This window comes from Aquimarina sp. AD10, from assembly GCF_003443715.1.
GTDB classification, from domain to species: Bacteria; Bacteroidota; Bacteroidia; order Flavobacteriales; family Flavobacteriaceae; genus Aquimarina; species Aquimarina aggregata.
Genome location: NZ_CP031965.1, coordinates 2,081,724 through 2,099,868, shown reverse-complemented (window position 1 = coordinate 2,099,868; position 18,145 = coordinate 2,081,724). Strand labels below are relative to the sequence as shown.

Annotated in this window: 17 protein-coding genes; 8 read left to right on the top strand and 9 right to left on the bottom strand. The window is 30.1% G+C overall.

Features of this window, described 5'->3' with window-relative positions; all coding sequences use genetic code 11:
* Nucleotides 1–122: 122 nt before the first annotated feature.
* The 9 genes from D1816_RS08800 to D1816_RS08760 form a co-directional block, all read right to left on the bottom strand.
* Nucleotides 123–749, bottom strand: a complete 627-nt coding sequence (locus D1816_RS08800; RefSeq protein ID WP_147405081.1) for a hypothetical protein — start codon at nucleotides 747–749, stop codon at nucleotides 123–125.
* 87 nt (nucleotides 750–836) lie between these two features.
* Entirely contained in the window at nucleotides 837–2,201 is a 1,365-nt protein-coding gene (locus D1816_RS08795; RefSeq protein ID WP_118506236.1) for a methylmalonyl-CoA mutase subunit beta, read from the bottom strand.
* Nucleotides 2,194–2,442 carry a septum formation initiator family protein gene (locus D1816_RS08790; protein ID WP_232517453.1) on the bottom strand — a complete coding sequence of 83 codons (249 nt, stop codon included), beginning with the start codon at nucleotides 2,440–2,442 and terminating at the stop codon, nucleotides 2,194–2,196. The genes D1816_RS08795 and D1816_RS08790 overlap by 8 nt, the downstream gene beginning before the upstream one ends.
* A 148-nt stretch (nucleotides 2,443–2,590) precedes the next feature.
* Nucleotides 2,591–3,199, bottom strand: coding sequence for a uridine kinase (gene udk, locus D1816_RS08785; protein WP_066319636.1), 609 nt, complete (start codon nucleotides 3,197–3,199; stop codon nucleotides 2,591–2,593).
* An 86-nt stretch (nucleotides 3,200–3,285) separates the two neighbouring features.
* Nucleotides 3,286–4,368: an anhydro-N-acetylmuramic acid kinase gene (locus tag D1816_RS08780; protein ID WP_118502303.1), complete on the bottom strand. Its 1,083-nt coding sequence runs from the start codon at nucleotides 4,366–4,368 to the stop codon at nucleotides 3,286–3,288.
* Between the two features lie 133 nt (nucleotides 4,369–4,501).
* Nucleotides 4,502–5,320 carry a hypothetical protein gene (locus D1816_RS08775; RefSeq protein ID WP_118502301.1) on the bottom strand — a complete coding sequence of 273 codons (819 nt, stop codon included), beginning with the start codon at nucleotides 5,318–5,320 and terminating at the stop codon, nucleotides 4,502–4,504.
* A 237-nt stretch (nucleotides 5,321–5,557) separates the two neighbouring features.
* Nucleotides 5,558–6,025 (bottom strand): cytochrome c, encoded by a 468-nt coding sequence (locus tag D1816_RS08770; protein WP_118502299.1) that lies wholly within the window; start codon nucleotides 6,023–6,025, stop codon nucleotides 5,558–5,560.
* Nucleotides 6,026–7,138: a PQQ-dependent sugar dehydrogenase gene (locus tag D1816_RS08765; protein ID WP_118502297.1), complete on the bottom strand. Its 1,113-nt coding sequence runs from the start codon at nucleotides 7,136–7,138 to the stop codon at nucleotides 6,026–6,028.
* Between the two features lie 42 nt (nucleotides 7,139–7,180).
* The gene (locus D1816_RS08760) at nucleotides 7,181–9,463 is read right to left on the bottom strand and encodes a TonB-dependent receptor domain-containing protein (protein WP_147405080.1); all 2,283 of its coding nucleotides are present in this window, start codon (nucleotides 9,461–9,463) and stop codon (nucleotides 7,181–7,183) included.
* 297 nt (nucleotides 9,464–9,760) lie between these two features.
* Here D1816_RS08760 and D1816_RS25615 point away from each other — a divergent pair, with 297 nt between their 5' ends.
* The 8 genes from D1816_RS25615 (at nucleotide 9,761) to D1816_RS08725 (ending at nucleotide 17,878) form a co-directional block, all read left to right on the top strand.
* A complete protein-coding gene (locus D1816_RS25615) occupies nucleotides 9,761–9,910 on the top strand; it encodes a hypothetical protein (RefSeq protein ID WP_157766219.1) in 150 nt (49 codons plus the stop codon).
* A 297-nt stretch (nucleotides 9,911–10,207) separates the two neighbouring features.
* Nucleotides 10,208–12,535: a TonB-dependent receptor domain-containing protein gene (locus D1816_RS08755; RefSeq protein ID WP_118502293.1), complete on the top strand. Its 2,328-nt coding sequence runs from the start codon at nucleotides 10,208–10,210 to the stop codon at nucleotides 12,533–12,535.
* 31 nt (nucleotides 12,536–12,566) lie between these two features.
* Nucleotides 12,567–13,259, top strand: a complete 693-nt coding sequence (locus D1816_RS08750) for a hypothetical protein (RefSeq protein ID WP_147405127.1) — start codon at nucleotides 12,567–12,569, stop codon at nucleotides 13,257–13,259.
* A 23-nt stretch (nucleotides 13,260–13,282) separates the two neighbouring features.
* Nucleotides 13,283–14,308, top strand: coding sequence for a sensor histidine kinase (locus D1816_RS08745; RefSeq protein WP_118502289.1), 1,026 nt, complete (start codon nucleotides 13,283–13,285; stop codon nucleotides 14,306–14,308).
* Complete coding sequence (locus D1816_RS08740; RefSeq protein WP_082832608.1) at nucleotides 14,305–14,982, top strand: LytTR family DNA-binding domain-containing protein; 678 nt, start codon at nucleotides 14,305–14,307, stop codon at nucleotides 14,980–14,982. Before D1816_RS08745 ends, D1816_RS08740 begins: the two co-directional genes overlap by 4 nt.
* A gap of 310 nt (nucleotides 14,983–15,292) precedes the next feature.
* The gene (locus D1816_RS08735) at nucleotides 15,293–16,453 is read left to right on the top strand and encodes a DUF3095 family protein (protein WP_118502287.1); all 1,161 of its coding nucleotides are present in this window, start codon (nucleotides 15,293–15,295) and stop codon (nucleotides 16,451–16,453) included.
* Between the two features lie 95 nt (nucleotides 16,454–16,548).
* Entirely contained in the window at nucleotides 16,549–17,382 is an 834-nt protein-coding gene (locus tag D1816_RS08730; RefSeq protein WP_118502285.1) for a mechanosensitive ion channel family protein, read from the top strand.
* A gap of 316 nt (nucleotides 17,383–17,698) precedes the next feature.
* Complete coding sequence (locus D1816_RS08725) at nucleotides 17,699–17,878, top strand: hypothetical protein (RefSeq protein WP_066319662.1); 180 nt, start codon at nucleotides 17,699–17,701, stop codon at nucleotides 17,876–17,878.
* Nucleotides 17,879–18,145 lie beyond the last annotated feature (267 nt).

Here is an 18,145-nt window from a genome sequence, read left to right as displayed (position 1 = left end):
TACTTAAAGCTTCACTTTAAATCATGTTAAATTAACAAGGCTATAAAATTAAGGTTTTAGAAATGATTTTTATTCAAAAAATGGATTCTATTTGCTGTTTTTAATATGAATATCATAAAAAACTATCCAAACGCTTTTTCGATAACCATTAAGATGGAGTAATATACGTCAAAGGCGATAAAGTTTTTGATTTCGATTGCGCAAAACTCTTTATCTGGTATATAGTATATTCTTTGTGAGATTAATGAAGTACTAACATTTCCATCTTCTTCTAAAGTATTTACAATGTCTTTGAAGTCGTCACTGTCACTTGTGTTTTTTAAGCATTGTATAAAGCCTCCTCTGTAATTAAAAATTAAAACTTCTTCTTGATTTTTACCAGAAGTAGAAGGACCAGATTTCTTTGTAGCTTCTTGATTCTCGTATTCGCTTAATTTTATCCAAAGAGAATTTTTATTATTTGCAATTTTCTTAAACTCTCTTGCTAACTGAATTGAATTAGTCGACGGAAGCTTTCTTAAGTCTAATGATAAACTAGCAACTTCTGCTAAAAAAGTTCTATATGTCTTTATAGAGTCATTCCCAAATTTGTAATAGGTAAATAAATCATTTTCAAATGATTTATATGCCTTTTCAATAATACCAGTTTCATCTACGCTAAGGCAGAAATTTTTGGTTTGGGCATAATTCAGTTGCGAGGATATTATCAAACAAATGACGATGATCCTAGATCTAATCTTAAGGGGCATTAATTTAGATTTAGTAATGTTAGTGTATAGGCTATAAAATTTTAATTATATAACAAAGTTAACAATAAGTTCTTAAATATTAACGTTTTATTGTGATTTTTTCTCGATAATCTCACTTAATCTACTCTTTATTATGGGTTCGAGTAGTGTTTTTCTTACATTTTTAGAAAGAAATACTTGTTTTTGGAATACAGGAAGTATTTCTTCAGTGTTTTGATATTTGTTAGATCCAGTCAGTACGATTTCACTATTATCAAATAATTCTTGCTCTTTTTTGGCGCTTTCTTTTAATTTTTTTTGAATGTTACCTGATTTTAGCTGATTTAAAAAACCGCCTCCTTTTTCTAGATTTTTAAATAAAAGTAACGCTTCTTCTGCTAATTGATTTGTTAATGTTTCAATGTAATAAGATCCAGAAGCAGGATTATTTACCAAATCAAAATAGCTTTCATTTTTAAGAATTAGTAATTGGTTAATTGAAATTCTTGTGCCAAAATCATTTTCTAAATTATAAATGTCATCATAAGGTAGATTATGAATAGTATCGGCACCTCCTAATATTGCACTCATACATTCTGTCGTTGTACGCAACATATTCACATTATAATCTAAAATAGTTTTATTACGATGGGAAGGAAAAGCTAATATGTGGCAAGAATCTAAAACGTTATATTCTGAAGATAATGAACTCCAAAGAAGTCTAAGTGCTCTTATTTTAGCTATCTCAAAAAAATAATTACCACCAACAGAAACTTTAAATACTATTTCGTTATTCTCTAGGGAATTAAAATTTTTAGTATTGAAAAAGTTTAAATACTCATTGGCATGTGCTAAAGAATAGGCTAATTGTTGAACCATCGTAGCGCCGGCATTTTGATATAAACTAAGGTCAACGCTGATCGTACTCTTTAAAGTATTGGATTGTTTAGCAATTTCTTCTACTGCAGAAAAATCGCTATTTAAATTTTGGAACCAATTTCCTGTGCTAGCTAATTGATGTATGTTATCATTTAAAAGATAAATACTTAAGCCGCTTGTTTTAGCAATAACATCTAATTGTCTGGCATAGGTAGTGGATAAGAATTCTGTTTGGATATAAATTGGTATCTCAGTAGAAAAATTTTGTAATAGTATGTCTGGGTCAATGTCTTCTTCTTGAATTACGAAAAACACACTTTCTGCACCCTTATTTACTCTGTTAAGCCCTTGTTGATTTCCTAAAGAAGCTTTTTCAACATATATTTTTATAGCATTTCTCCAAGAAGAGGGATTTTCGATATCAGCAATATTAGCTATATCTTCTTGATTATAAAAAGGTTTAACATCTATACCTTCTAGGGATTTAAATATTAAGGCTTCATTATAATCAGCACCTTTTAGATCAAATTGAATTTTTTGTTTCCATTGTTTTGCAGAAACCTCATCAAAACTTTCAAATAAGGATTTAGTCATTTTTTTTGTTTTTAGGTACACTATCTTCGTATTCTATAATGTAAATTTCTTCATTGTCGCGCTTCATAAAATACTCTTCTCGAGCAAATTTTTCTAATTCACTACTATCTTTTAGTACTTTAATATCTTTCTGATCTTTAATGATTTCTTTGATATAATACTTTTTGTTGTCTTCTAGCTCTTGAATTTCTTGATCCAGTTCTTTATGAATCAACCAGGAATTGGTGTCCAAAAACAGCATCCATATTACAAAAAGCAAAATGATGAGCACATATTTATTAAAAAATATAGCAAATATCGGTATGAGAGCCGGTTTGTTTTTTAGTTTCTGTAAATAACTTTTTAGCTTCAATCTAAGAGAGATAATGTTTTATGTAAAGGTACAAAAGTTAATTCAAGCGTTCTTTTATTATTGTGCGTACAATATCAACAGCTACATTATTGTAGTGATTATTTGGTATAATAAGATCTGCAAATTCTTTAGTAGGATCGATGAATTGCTGATGCATAGGTTTTAGTGTATTTTGATACCTATCTAATACTTCGTCAATATCTCGCCCACGTTCTGCAATATCTCTTTTAAGTCTTCTAATTAATCTTTCATCGCTATCGGTATGCACATATATTTTGATATCAAAAATATCTCGAATTTCAGGATTGGTCAGAATCAAAATACCTTCGACTATAATTACTTTACTAGGAGATGTACTTATGGTTTCTCCTGTACGATTATGTTCAACAAAAGAATATACAGGTTGTTGTATAGTTTCTCCGTTTCTTAGTTTAGAAAGGTGTTCTGCTAATAAATCAAAATCAATGGATTGAGGGTGATCAAAATTAATTTTTGTTCTCTCATCATACGTGAGATGACTTGTATCTTTATAATATGAATCTTGAGAAATTACGCAAACCTCATTTTCTGGTAATTCATTAACAATTTGATTAACGACTGTTGTTTTTCCACAGCCAGTACCTCCGGCAATACCAATAATTAGCATTTCTTTTTATTTTTGGCAAATTTAGAGATTGTTTTTGAGTTTCAAAGTTTTGTTTCTAGAGTTTTTCCTTTTATTAGAAACACATACTACAAAGGTTCATAGATTACTCCAGAAGATGAATCTTTTGTTGCACCCGTAACGGATTGTAAACAATTTATTTCTTTTCTTTCTCGTAATACTCCCATAAACGCAAAAATTAAAGCTTCTTTAAAGTCAATAATTTTGTCTTCAGGAATAATAATGGTTGCAAAAGGCTTAAGTTTCTGAGTTAAAACTTCTATTAGAAAATCATTTTTGGCACCACCACCTGTAACTAATACTTTTGAGCTATTTTTTTTGGTTTTTTTGATGTCATTTGTAATTTGAGTGGCTATATGATGAACAGCAGTATGTAGTAAATTTTCGATAGTATCAGATGGGTTGTCAATTATAGGAATTACTTTTTGGGTAAACCATTCATAACCTAATGATTTTGGGGCTTTTAGATCATAATATTCTAATGTATTAAGGCGTTCTAATAATAAAACATTTATTTGTCCGGTTTTAGCCAATTGTCCGCCTTTATCGTACTCTAGGTTTATTTTAGAGCAGATATAGTTAAGAAGCATATTCACAGGAGAAATATCATAGGCTATTCTTTTATGATTGTTACTAAAAGAAACATTACTAATACCACCTAAATTTAGGCAAAAATCATATTCATTAAATAAATGTAGGTCTCCGATAGGAACCAATGGGGCACCCTGCCCTTTATAGGAGACATCGTTTACTCTAAAATCACAAATTACTTTTTGACCGCTACTATTGGCAATATGTTGTCCGGAACCTATTTGATAAGTTAACCCAATTTCAGGTTGATGAAAAACAGTATGACCATGACTAGCAATAAAATCAACACTTAAATTATGCGTGGTGATGAAATTGTCGACCTGTTTACCTAACCAAATGCCATATTCATTATTGAAAGTCAATAATGCTGATGCTTCAAGATGTACAGTGCTTTTTAATTTTTCTTTAAATTCTTTTGTATACTCTATTGAAATAGCTTTCTCGATAGAATAGTGCCAAATCGTGTTTTCTTTTTTGAAATGGCAATAGGCGATGTCTAAACCATCAAGAGATGTACCAGACATAAGACCTATTACTTTGTATGTTTTTGAATTTTTCAAATTGTAGAAGTAGGGTTATAATTTTTTTTGAAGAAGAAATATGAACGAAAGATCTGGTGTCAAAGGAGTCTTCTTCTGTATTATTTTAGTATTGAATGCATCATCAAAACTATTTTAGAGAACCTAGCTTGTTCTATATTTTGTCGATATAATTCAATTCTAATTGATCTGGATGTATTTCGGGGATGGATTTTTTATAAAAAAAGTCGATTATTTGATTTTCAAGATAAGGAGACATTTTTTCAATTTCTTTTTCTTGAAATAAATTAAATGCATTCATAGCTTCAGTTTCCTTAAATTCTTTGATAAGCTCATCTGGTTTTTTTACAATATCAATACCTTTGTAGGTTTCAAATTTTTTCTTCATCCATCTGTGACTTATCAATTTAATCAAACTATTACGAGCATCTTTTTCAAGCCTATCGATTTCTTTAGTGCTTTCTGGATTCTCTTTTATAACACGATCTAATTTTACTTTTGCCTTTGTGAATTGTCTTTCAAATTTAAAATCAATATAACGCATATCAGTTTTTATTTTTCCTACAACTTCGTGCAACGAATTGTCATAGGCAATAACAAACTCTTCATAGCTGTATAGTGCGTCAAGAAAGATGATCGCATTTTTTTTATATAGTCTTGGGATCGCTTGATGTTTTGTGTTTTTAAAAAGCTCATTAAGTACTGTTTTTATTTCTGAAGGAATACCAGCAAATTTTGAATCGTTTTTTAGAGCTCTTAATTTTGATGTTATTTCTAGTCTTGTGCCTTTATAAGATTCAGATCTGTATTTAAACTTATATATTTTAGAGCCAATAGTTGATTTTGGAGCAACAAATTGCGATACTCCTCCATTATTATTGGATTCTTCTATTTTTACAAAATTCCTTTCGTTTTGTTGTGCATGAATATGGTATATCAAAAGAAATACTATAGTAAATGAAAAGGATTTCATATGATTGAGTATTAATTAGTAAAAGCCAAACAAAATGTGCGATGTAATGAATTATATTAATCACATTACATAGTGTTAACGTAACCTATTTGGTTATTGTTATACCATATAGTAAGTGTTTATCAACACAAATAGAAGAGGGGCGACTATTATGGTCTTGAATAGGTATAAAGTTAAGAAAATCAATTTTATTAGGAGATAAAAAGATGTTTTAATAAAAAATAATTAGCGCGTAGCTTACTTTTTTATTGCAGTAACTTCTTCAATGGTAACCATATTTTTTTGAGTATTTCCCCAATTATTCATAATGTAATTCATTACATCAGCAATTTCCTCATCTTCAAGACCTAGAGGTGTCATTGCACTATTATAGGCAACTCCGTTTACAGTTATGGGACCATTTAGTCCATATTTTACAGAATGAATACTTTCTTTTCGTTTTTCGATAAGCCAATTAGATCCGGCGAGTGGAGGGAATACTTTTGGAGTTCCTTTTCCATCTGGTAAATGGCATTGCATACAAAAATCACTATATACCTCTTTACCACGAGCAATACTTTCTGTAAGTTTTGCATCCTGAATTTCTGATTTTAAATACAACGAAGTTGATAATGTGCTAATTTCACTTTTTTGTGCAGTAATAGAAATACTAACTATTAGTACTAAAACTTCTAATACTAAGAATCTTTTGATATGTTTTTTCATCTAATTTGGAATTATTTTTACGATACCTTTATTTTCTATTGCAACATATATGAAGCCATCAGGCCCTTGTCTTACGTTACGTACTCTTCCCATACCATCCAGTAGTTTTTTTCTAGACGTAACTTTATTATTAGTTAATTCAAGTAATTCTAAATATTGAAATTTTAATGATCCTACTACTAAGTCATTTTTCCAGTCGGGATAGATATCACTAGTTACAAAATCCATACCACTGGGGGCAATTGAAGGAACCCAGTAATATAAGGGTTGTTGCATTCCTTCTTTTTTTGTTATGTCGGTGATAGAAGTTCCGCTATAATTAATACCATAAGTAATTGTAGGCCATCCATAATTAAGACCTTTTTTAATAGGGTTAATTTCATCACCGCCTCTTGGTCCATGCTCATGAACCCAAATTGTACCGTCTGGATGTATTGCCATTCCTTGTGGATTACGGTGCCCATACGAAAAAACTGCTTTTTTAGCACCTTTCTTATCTACAAACGGATTGTCTTTTGGGATGCTGCCATCATCATGTAAACGATATATCTTTCCGCCATCTTTGGTTATATCTTGTGGATTAACATCTCTATTTCCTCGATCTCCAATAGAAAAATAAAGGTATCCTTGGGTATCAAATTCTAGTCTAGAACCAAAATGGTGACCTTTGGTTGTATTAGGGGTGCCTTTGTATAATTCTTCAATATTTGTTAATTGATTTTTTTCAAGTTTTGCTCTAATAATAGCTGTATTTCCACCTTTTTCGGTACCTTTTTTAGAAGAGTATGCCATGTAAATCCATCCGTTTTCTTGATACTTCGGGTGTAATTCTATATCTAATAGACCTCCTTGATTACGATTATAAACTTCTGGAACATTAGAGATTGTTGTTTTGATCTTGTTTTTAAAATGAATTAACGTTCCGCTTTTTTCAGTAATAAGCATACTGCCATCAGGTAACCAGGTCATTCCCCATGGGATTTGTAATTCAGGAACTATTAGTTCTGTAGTATAGTTTTTAGGGTCTGCTTCTATAAGAATATCATTTTCTTTTTGCTGTGCGCAAGCCGAAAATACTGTGATTAAAAGTATTAAAAAAGATAAGAATTTCATGGATGATTTTATTTATCGCAGAAAAATACAAAGAAAATATTTTTAGAGTCTATATTTTATGTTAATCCCACCATAGATATTAAAAGGTAAACCAGGATAAAAGTATCTGGGGGCATTACCACCAAAACCTCTGGCGTTTATTTGAATTTGTGAAGCGTATTTCGTATCCAAAAGATTATTAGCGCCTACAGAAAAATCATAAAAAAAGTGTTTTCCTATTGCATTTCTAAAACCAATTTTTCCATGTAATAATTCATAACCATCATTTAGAACAGAATTGGCATCATTGACTGGGATTTCACCCACAGTTTGTAAGTTTAAGTTTCCGTAAAACCCTTTATCAGCATAGAGATCAATTCCTAGATTTATAACTTCAGAAGGTACACCCGTTAGGTCATTGCCAGAGAAATCATTATCAAGATCTATAAAATCTTTAAATGTATAATCATAAATAGATCCATTAATAAAGAAATTAAGTTGAGAAGATTTAAAAGTATGTAAAGTATAGTTAATTTCTGCTTCAAGACCATTATGAGTTGTTTTACCTGCATTGATAGCAAAGAAATTATCATCTACTGTTCTACGCGCTACCAAAAGGTCTTCAATTCTTAGTGTATATAACGATAAGGATCCGTATAACTTACCATTTAATAACTTATATCGTGCACCTACCTCATAATTCCAGCCTATTTCTGGTTTAATATCTGCGTTAAATAATCCATCAGGGAGTAGTGTTTCAGATGCGGTAGGAGTAGAGAATCCATGAGCGATATTTCCAAATAAAGTGATATTTGTATTCATTGCGTAATTCACCCCTATTTTAGGAGAAAGTATAGGGTCAAAATCAAATTCACCTGAACTATTTTCTCCATCAGATAAAAATAGATCATCAATATCAAAATTAGTTTGGTTAAGATGTACTCCTAAATTAAACCTTAATTTTTGATTAATGCTTAAGTTGGTTTCTCCAAAAAAGTTGTAATAATATCTTTTTTCATCAAGATCTGAAAGAAGATCACCTTGTACGCTTCCAGTACCAATCGGAAAATCTTGATATAAATTATCAAATGTTTTGCTATTATAGGATTCATAAAAAAGTTCTGCTCCTAAGGTCCAGTTTATAGTTTTTCTAGCTAGTTTGTGTTCTCCTAATATTCTGGTACGGATACCAAAATTATTAGATTTTTCTTCTAAAATATTAAATGGTCTAGGTTCATAGTTTTTTCTAAGTGCAGTAAAAACACTTGTGTTTTGAGATACTTTTGTAGTGTAATTATGTTTCCAGGTTACGCCTGCGATCCCATAATCTACATCTTCGAATCCTTGAGCTTGCCCCCAAGTAAAAGCCGCTTGTCTAGGTGAATTATTAAAATCTTCTTGGTTTAAAGAACTAGGAATACCCGCTTTAAGATTTACTACACTTCCAAAAATAGATAAAGCATCTTTTTTTCCTAAGTAAACACTAGAAGTTGCTGTGAAAGTATTTCGGTCATACGTATTATTATTGCGATACCCATCTGAATGATTGTTACTATAAACTATTTTGATATTAGAACGTTCCCCACTAACAGAGGCCTTAGCGAGTACTCTGATCAGACCATAACTTCCTACTGTTGTTCCTATTGATCCTTCTGTAGTGTTGGCATTGGCATATTGTGGTGTTAATAAAATAGTACCTCCTAAACCTACACCGTAACTACTAGATGAAGGCCCTTTGTGAATTTCGATACTAGATAAAGCAGCAAGTTCAAGGTCTTCGATAGAAGATTCACCATTACCATCTGTTAATGGAATATCTTCAAAATATGCTCTTATATTAGCAGTACCAAATAAATTTCGGGCGCCAATTCCTCGTATGGATATTCTATTAGTGTTTAATGTACCACTTTGCATAAAAACACCTGGCACCTTGTTTAAAATTGGGTGTAACTCCAGAGTATTGCCTCTGTTAATTTCTTTAGAGTTAACTATTGCAACTGCATCTGTAGCATTTTTATATTGAAGAGGGAGCGAGAAATTGTTGATTGTTACCTCGTCTAAAGTAGTTGTATCTGCCTCAAGCTTTATGGTAATGTTTTGTGTGTTGTTAATTTCAGAACGTTGGGTTTTATAGCCAATTTTTGAAATGTCAAAAATACCAAAAGAGGTCAAAATAGATGCTCCATTCGTATTGGTGTAACTTTTTACTTGCGAATCAATATTAGTAATTGTAACATTTTTTATGGGTAAGTTGTTTACACTATCGACTACTGTTATGGTAATTGTATTTTGAGAGTATAAAGATAAATTTAGGATGAGGATTAAAAATGAGAGTGTTTTTTTCAAGACTTTTTTTTCTTTCAAATATCGTAAACAAAAGACAATTGGTTTTAAAAAACATGATTGTATTGACGATTTATTGATTTTTTTATGACTTTAATAACACTTGTTAATAATACACATTTTTAGACGCGTTACATTTATAAATTTAAACACCAGATTTATAAATGCCAACCACAGATGCTTGCAATTTACCTTATGTTTTAATTAATTTTAGAAAAGCGAAAAACGAGATTCTTAAGAAAACTTATTTCTTTTTGAGTTTATAACAAAGTATGTTTAATTGAATTTAAAACAAAAATTATGAAATCTATAGAAAAAAAAACTTTAAATAAACTAAGGTTGAGTAAAACAAAAATTGTATCTCTTACTAATAATGAAAAAAATAAAATTTTAGGAGGAAGTGCGAGTAGTGATGCCAAAACTGGTGTCCCTTGTATAGCGGCGTACTAGGATTTATTCTATTAAATATATAATACAAGTTGCCACGAGCACTAAAACAAAGTTATTGACTGTGATGTTATTTCAAGCTAACTTAAAGTAGTTGATCAATTAAGGATGCATCATTTTTTTGATGTGAGTTCACTAAAAAGCCAATCATAATTATGATTGGCTTTTTACTTGTCATTATTTTATTTTGGTTGGAATCACTTTTTTTAAATAACGTTAACAGATGAAAATAATGCTTTCACAGATTAATATTTTTTAAGAAGTCTATTCGTATCAATTTTGAAGTATCAAATTCAAAAAATGACGCGAACAGTAATTTTTATAGTATTCTTTTTGATAGTCCCCTGTTATCTTGTCAGTCAAGAAGCAACAACTTACAAAGGAAGTGTTGTAGATGCCCTAACTCAAGAAGTTATTCCTTTTGCAACGATTGCAGTTTACAATGCTAATCAAGAATTAGTTGATGGTACATCTACCAATAATCAAGGTCAGTTTGAGTTTACAACGGATAAGTTGTTTACATATTTTGAAGTTACATTTATTGGATATAAAACAGAAATTATACAATATACTGCACTTGATAATCCTGTAAATCTGCTTTTTAACCTTCGTACCATAGTTAGTGATTTGGACGAAGTGGTTATACAAGCAGAACGAACAACCACGCAGTTAAAAATTGATAGAAAAATTATTAATCTAGGTACAGACATTCAACAATCAGGAACCAATGCACTTGAAGCTTTTGACCAAATTCCGGATATACAAACTGATTTAGGTACAGGAAGTATCTCATTACGTGGTAATGATAATGTTAGGATTCTGATTAATGGAAAACCCTCTGCACTTAATGCTGTAGAATTGTTGGAACAAATACCCTCGTCAACTATCAAAAGTGTAGAGATTATTACGTCTCCATCGGCAAAGTATCAAGCAGACGGTCTAACCGGAGTCATTAACATCATTTTAAAAAGTAACACAAACAAAGGAACAAACCTTAGTCTGAATAGCTCATTTGGAACAAAACGATATGGTTATGGAGTAACAGGTAATCATAATTTTTCAAAAGTAAACTTAAGTTTTACAGGATCACAGTCTGGCAGAGAAATGGATAGTAAACAGACAATTAATAGAGTTTTTAATAACGGAGATACTCAAAATATCTTTACTCCTTATGACTTTAATGGTTTAACACGAAAACTTGCAGGCGGAGTAGATTATTTTATAAACGATAACAACGAGCTTTCTGTGGGGTTAGATTATACAGACGACTATCATAGTTTTTATAATACTTCCCAATATTTTGATGTCTCCAATAGAGATGATTTTACATATACCAGAAATGCTGAACATTCTCATACTACTTATGTTTTCAATGCTAATTATCGAAAGAAATTTGAAAAGGAAAACCATTTTTTAGAATTAGATTTTAATCTTAATGATAATAAAAATGAATATCCAGCTTCGGATTTTGAAGATAGGGTATTCATATTTGATCAAGAAATTAATGAAAATAATAAAATTCATGCTTTATCATTAGATTATTCTTTGCCTATAACTCAAACGTTGCAGTTTGAAGCTGGAGGATCTTTTAATAGTAGTGATATTCAAAATCAACGATATATTAGATTAGATACTACAGATGAGACTTTTGATACATTTAAGTATAGCGAGGAACTTTTTGGGATATATGGACTTACAAAATTCACACTAAAAAAAATTGATTGGCAACTTGGATTACGATATGAGTATTTTACTTCAAATTCTACAAATACTATAAACTCTGAGATAACAGATCTTCGTTTTTCAAATCTTTTTCCATCGATTCATGCTGCATATAAATTCAATCAAAATAATACGTTTAGTATTGGTTATAGTAGACGAATTTCAAGACCTAATTTGCATCATGTAAACCCATTTCAATTAGGAAATCCTTTTTTTAGATTCGAAGGAAACTCCAGACTTGAACCAGAATCAAGTGATAATCTAGAAATAAGTTATCATAAAAATAAAAAAAGCTTTAATTGGTCTGCTACTACCTTTTATAGATATAGAAAAAATATTATTCTATGGGTAAATGATATCGAAGATAATAACATACAAGTAATCTCATTTCAAAATAAAGGGATCAATCATTCTTTCGGAATAGAATCTACCATGCAAATTAAACTTCTAAACTCATGGAATACTCAATTTACAGGAAACTATTACTTTACAAAAACAGAAGATAATGATATTGTTACTTGGGATGAGTTATATTCTTCTAATCTCCAGTTAAAAAACACCTTTAAGATCACTAAGTCAATTAGTACAGATATAACCTATAGGCATACTCCGAAAAGACAAAACCCTTTTAATTTTATAGAACCCAGGCATCGAATAGACTGGGGAGTTAGAGCTAAATTTCTACAAAATAAATTCACTGCTAACCTTAGAGTAATTGATGTTCTAGATAATAATTTAATGAAACGAACAACTAGAACTAGAGATTTTGAACAACGTACAATCTGGAAGTTTCAATCACAAACTCTAGGTTTTTTATGTAGCCTTAACTATGTCCTTTCTAAAAACAAAAACAAAACTAGAAATAGAAAGAAGAGAAAGTATAGACATAATGATGGGAATAATTAAAAAATTAATACTAATCTTAATCAAATAAACCATGTCTTTAAAATCATATTTTGGGTTGATGTTAATAGCATGCAATATGCTTGCATGTAATTCAACTACTTTTACTGAAGAAAAAATAAACCCTCAACAACTTTCTGAATGGACAACCTTAGGAAAAGGTAAAACCTCTATTAAAAACGAAGAATTTGTTTTTGAAGAAATTAATGATTCAGATGGTTTTTTTGTGGTAAGCCCGATAAATTATGAAGGCGATATTATCTTGAAATATAAAATTAAAGCAATGTCAGACTCGTCAGTTTTAATAACATTGTTTTCTGCTTCTGATAGTCAAAATGACACAACACTTACATTTCCTGCAAAAAATGCCAAGCCAGAAGATATTTGGAAATGGCGTAGTGCGATGAATCATTATAATTTGACTTTTAATAATAAGTCACATGGATACACTCCTTTTTTCTATAAAAATATTACATCTTTAGAGCGAGGTTTTCATATTAGAAAAGAAGACAATATTACAGCTCCCTATCAATGGGTTTCTGTTGAGATAGGGAGAGTAAAAGATAGAGTTTGGTTTTCTCTTAATGGTGATATTGTTTTTGAGCAAACAGATACTGATCCTCTTAAAGGTGGACATGTACTTTTTAGAATTAGCGGGACGAATAGTGATACTGATACAATTTTGGCTAAAGCTGCAATAAAAGATCTTGTGATTTCCCATAAATAAAATTGATATCTTAGAGCTGTTTTATGAGTTACGACCCTTTATATCTAAAAACTAAAAAGATAGAGCCAATAATCCATCTGGTTTTTTGGAGTATGGTATTCTTTTTTCCATATATAAAATATTTTGGAAGAGAAGGAGGATACTCTATGAGTTTTGCTCATGAATTTAATGCATTGTTTTTTTATATGGTCCCATCATACGTGGTGTATTTATGGTTCTTGCCATTAAAAAACAAAAAAAAATATATTCCTTTGATTTTTCTCATATTTATTGGTAACGCATTAATTCATTATTATGCAGATGCTACTTTTCATAATGAAGAAGGTCATGAACATCACCGTTGGAGAACTATTTTATCAAGTTTGGTAACGTATTTGTCATTTAGTTTAGTGTTTTTTACAGTATATTCAATAAAGAAAATGTATGCCAAACAATTAGAGCTAGATATGGTAAAGCAAGAAAAAGAACGGGCCGAACTTAAAGCTTTAAAAGCACAAGTGAATCCACATTTTTTATTTAATACGCTTAATACAATCTATGCAAATACACTAAAAAAAGATGATAAAGCCCCTGATTTGATTTTAAAACTCTCAAACAATTTTAGATATGTATTACATGAAGGACAAAAAGAAAGAGTTACAATCTATCAAGAGATCGAGCATTTAAAAGATTATATTAGTTTACAAAAAGAACGATTAACGAATAAAATAGAAGTCATATTTTCTGAGGATATTGATAACCCTAAAAAACAAATAGCGCCTTTGTTGCTTATTCCCTTTGTAGAAAATGCCTTTAAATATACCAGTGTTTTAAAAGGAAAGAAACATACAATTAAAATAAAACTAAAAATTAAGGATAACGATTTTTCTTTTTATTGCGAGAATCCTCGTCTAGATGCACAAAAAGAAATAGAAACAAATTGGGAAGAGAGTGGGATAGGAATCAAGAATACTCAAAATAGACTACAGTTGTTGTATCCAGATCAATACAAATTGAGTATAGAAGAAAGTGAAGCGCTATTTAAAGTAATGTTAAGCATAGCTATATGATAAATTGTATAATTCTAGAAGATGAATATAGTGCCCAAGAGGTTTTAAAAACATATATTGATAAAACTCCTTTTGTAAATTGCTTAGGAATATATGAGAGTGGATTAGATATCAAATTAAAAGAATTAGAAGCAGCAGATTTCCTGTTTTTAGATATTCAATTACCAGAATTAAACGGATTATCTTTTCTAAGAACGCTAGTAAATCCACCGCATGTAATCATTACAACTGCGTTTCCTGATTATGCAGTAGAAGCTTTTGAAGAGGCTGTAGTTGATTATTTAGTAAAACCGTTCTCGCATGAACGTTTTTTTAAAGCCGTTAATAGAGTTCAGGATAAAGTTAATTCTACTAGACAAGAAAGCCCAAAACACTTTTTTTTATATACCGATAAGACAATATACAAGGTAAATGTTAACACTATTCTGTTTTTTAAAGCCGAAGTAGATTATGTAAATGTAATAACAAAAGATAAGGATATTCTTGTTTTAGATAGTCTAAGAAATTGGGAAGACAAATTAATTCATCATAATTTTATTAGAATACATAGATCCTATATAATCAACTTGGATAAGATTGAAAAACTTTCAGGAAATCAAGTTTTTATTGGTTATCATAAGTTACCTATTGGTAAAACATATAAAGATGGTTTGTTAAAATATATTAGGCAATAACATTTGTAATAGTATTGGAAATTGATAGCGTAAACTTTCTACAGCTAATCCCAGAGTAAGTTTTCAAGTTTTTATAACCCAATATAATCTATGTTTTAGTTTTATATTTATTGAAAAAGAGCATATTAGGTTTATCTTCAGAGTTTTTACGTAAACTCAGAATTCTTTGTGATTTTTGACACTGTTCGTGTAAGAATAAATTCAGTATCTTTTGTGCATTGCAAAACACTTTTTGAAGTAGAAAAAATAGTAAAACCATTTAGTTGGAATTAATATAGATTCGGCATTCAATTTTGAAATATTTAAAGATATGAAATCTACTGTTTTTTTTTATAAAAACCTTGTAGCGAATAAAATACAACTAAGAGACCTTTTAGCAGACGAAACGCTTTTTACTAAAGTACCAGAAGATTGGCATGTTATAATCACAGATATCAAAAATTCTTCAGAAGCAATAATAAATGGATTGCATAATGACGTCAACTTAGCCGCTACAGGAAGTATTGTTGCTGTATTAAATCATATAAAAGAACATAAATCGGTTAAAATCCCATATTTCTTCGGAGGAGATGGTGCTACATTTCTAGTTCCTGGTACAATGCAATTAAGATTGTTAGAGATATTAAATGGTCACAAGCAACACGTTAAAGAAACTTTAGGTTTAGATCTTAGAGTAGGAGGCATGCAAGTGAAAGATATCTTTGCCAACAATCAAAAATTAACAATTAGTAAAATTAGATTAAATAGATACCTTACAATTCCTATTGTATTAGGAAATGGCCTTAAGTATGCTGAAGAAGTTATTAAACAAGAATCATTAAACTCTTTTAAAAAGGACACAGTAAATAGTGATTTGGCAAACCTAGAAGGGATGGAGTGTAGATGGGATGAAATAGCGCCACCTAAGAACACACAAAAAGTAATATGCCTTTTAATAAATTGTAAAGAAGACGATATACAAAGTAAAGTTTACGAACAGATTATCACAAAAATAGATGTAATCTTTGGGGATATTGATAAAAGAAAACCAGTTTCTAAAAGAAAATTAAGATTAGATAATACCTTTTCAAAAATTAAAAAAGAAATGTACGCCAGAATCGGAAAGTATAATATTGGTTATATGCTTAAAAACTGGTCTATTACTAGTATAGGTAAATTGTATTTTCAATATTTTAAAAGCGGAAAAGAATATATATACAAGATTATCCAATTGTCTGATACTTTAATGATAGATGGAACAATAAATACGGTTATATCTGGCGAAGAAAAGCAAATAAATCAATTAGTTTCTTTTTTAAATGGGTTAGAGTCAAATGGTAAAATAACCTATGGGATTCACACCACTCATGGTTGTGTAATGTCTTGTTATGTAGAAGATAGAAAAGATAAACACATTCACTTCATAGATGGCACAGATGGGGGATATACTTCTGCAGCTAAAATATTTAAATCAAAAATTTTAAACGCTTGACCCTTGATTTATATTTGTATAAAAATCATATTAATTTTGAAATAATATTGTTGTTAAAACAATATACTTGCGTTGTAAATACTAAAAACTAAAAGATGGAAAAATTAGGGCTTACCAAAGAAAATTGGGAACAGTTTATAGAATGGATATGGAATTTTGTACCTGGATTGATTTCTGCAATTCTAATTCTATTTATTGGCATGTGGGTAATCAGGATTTTTAGTAAGGGACTACGTAAGTTTTTTCAGAAGAAAGATTATGATGAAACTTTAGAGAATTTCCTATATGAAATTATTAACATAGGACTTAAAATCTTATTGTTAATTTTAGTGATCACTCAATTAGGAGTTCAGACATCTTCATTAGTTGCTATTCTGGGAGCTGCTGGCTTAGCAGTAGGTTTAGCTCTACAAGGGTCTTTGGCGAATTTTGCAGGCGGTGTTTTGATTTTGTTTTTTAAACCTTTTAAAATTGGTGATTTTATTGAAGCTCAAGGAATATCAGGAACGGTAAAAGAGATTTCGATATTTACAACTAAACTCACCACTTTTGGTAATCAATTGGCAATTATTCCTAACGGTAAGTTATCCAATGATAATATTGTTAACTACTCTTCAGAAGGTATTAGACGTGATAAGATAGACATAGGAATATCATATGACAGTAATATATTAGAAGCAAAACAAATCCTTTTGGACCTTATCAATGGTCAAGAATTGGTTATGCAAGAACCAACTCCAGAAGTAATTGTTACAGAGTTAGGAGATAGTGCCGTTACATTACAATTGAGATACTGGGCATCCAACGATGACTTTTGGGCAATTCATTTCTATACAATTGAAGAAGCCAAAAAGAAACTGGAAGCTGGAGGTATTTCTTTACCTTTTCCACAAAGAGACGTGCATTTATATTCAAAAGAAATGTCTTAAAATAAAGATTGAAAAAGGTTATTCCGTTTCAAATAATTAGATCCACTGATTTTAAAATTTTATTTTAAGTCTGCTTATCTATTTAGCACATTTTAAATGTTAAAAAAATGTTAATTGAGGTAAAGCCATAATTATTTTTTGTGTAACGCTCTAATATACAGTAAGTTTGAATGAATTTCAAAAGGAGGCGTCATAACTCCTGTTCCCCACACACACATAATCGCACATATTAATTTTTCAGGCTTATTTAATAGACGTACATCTTGAGTGTCTTTAAATGTTCAAGAATAAATTATTTTTAAAAAAGTTTTAAATCATGAAAAATTTATTAAACCTAACAGGAGTAAAAACATTAAACAAAAGTGCGCAAAAAACTATTCACGGTGGAGATTACGTTATGGCCTCTTGCAGCGATTCTTGCTCAGGTACTATTCAGGCAAATATTTTTACTGGGCAATGTACTTGTGTAACGAATGATGACAATACCGATGGTTAAAATATATAAGTTTAAATAATAACTTATTTATTAAAGGTCTTTCCTAATCGAAAGGCCTTTTTTATGAGCATATATTTCTAGAACAAAGGCAAACTTAATTAGTAAAACAAGTCTCTCACATCTTAACCTGATTAGTGATAAAAATCAAAATAGTTGTACTTCATATAAATGCGCGTTTTTTTGGAACTATAAAATATAAGAGCTATTAAGGTCAGTATTTCATTTGAGCAAAAAGGGATAAAAAAGCATTCAAAAAAGTAAAGAAAA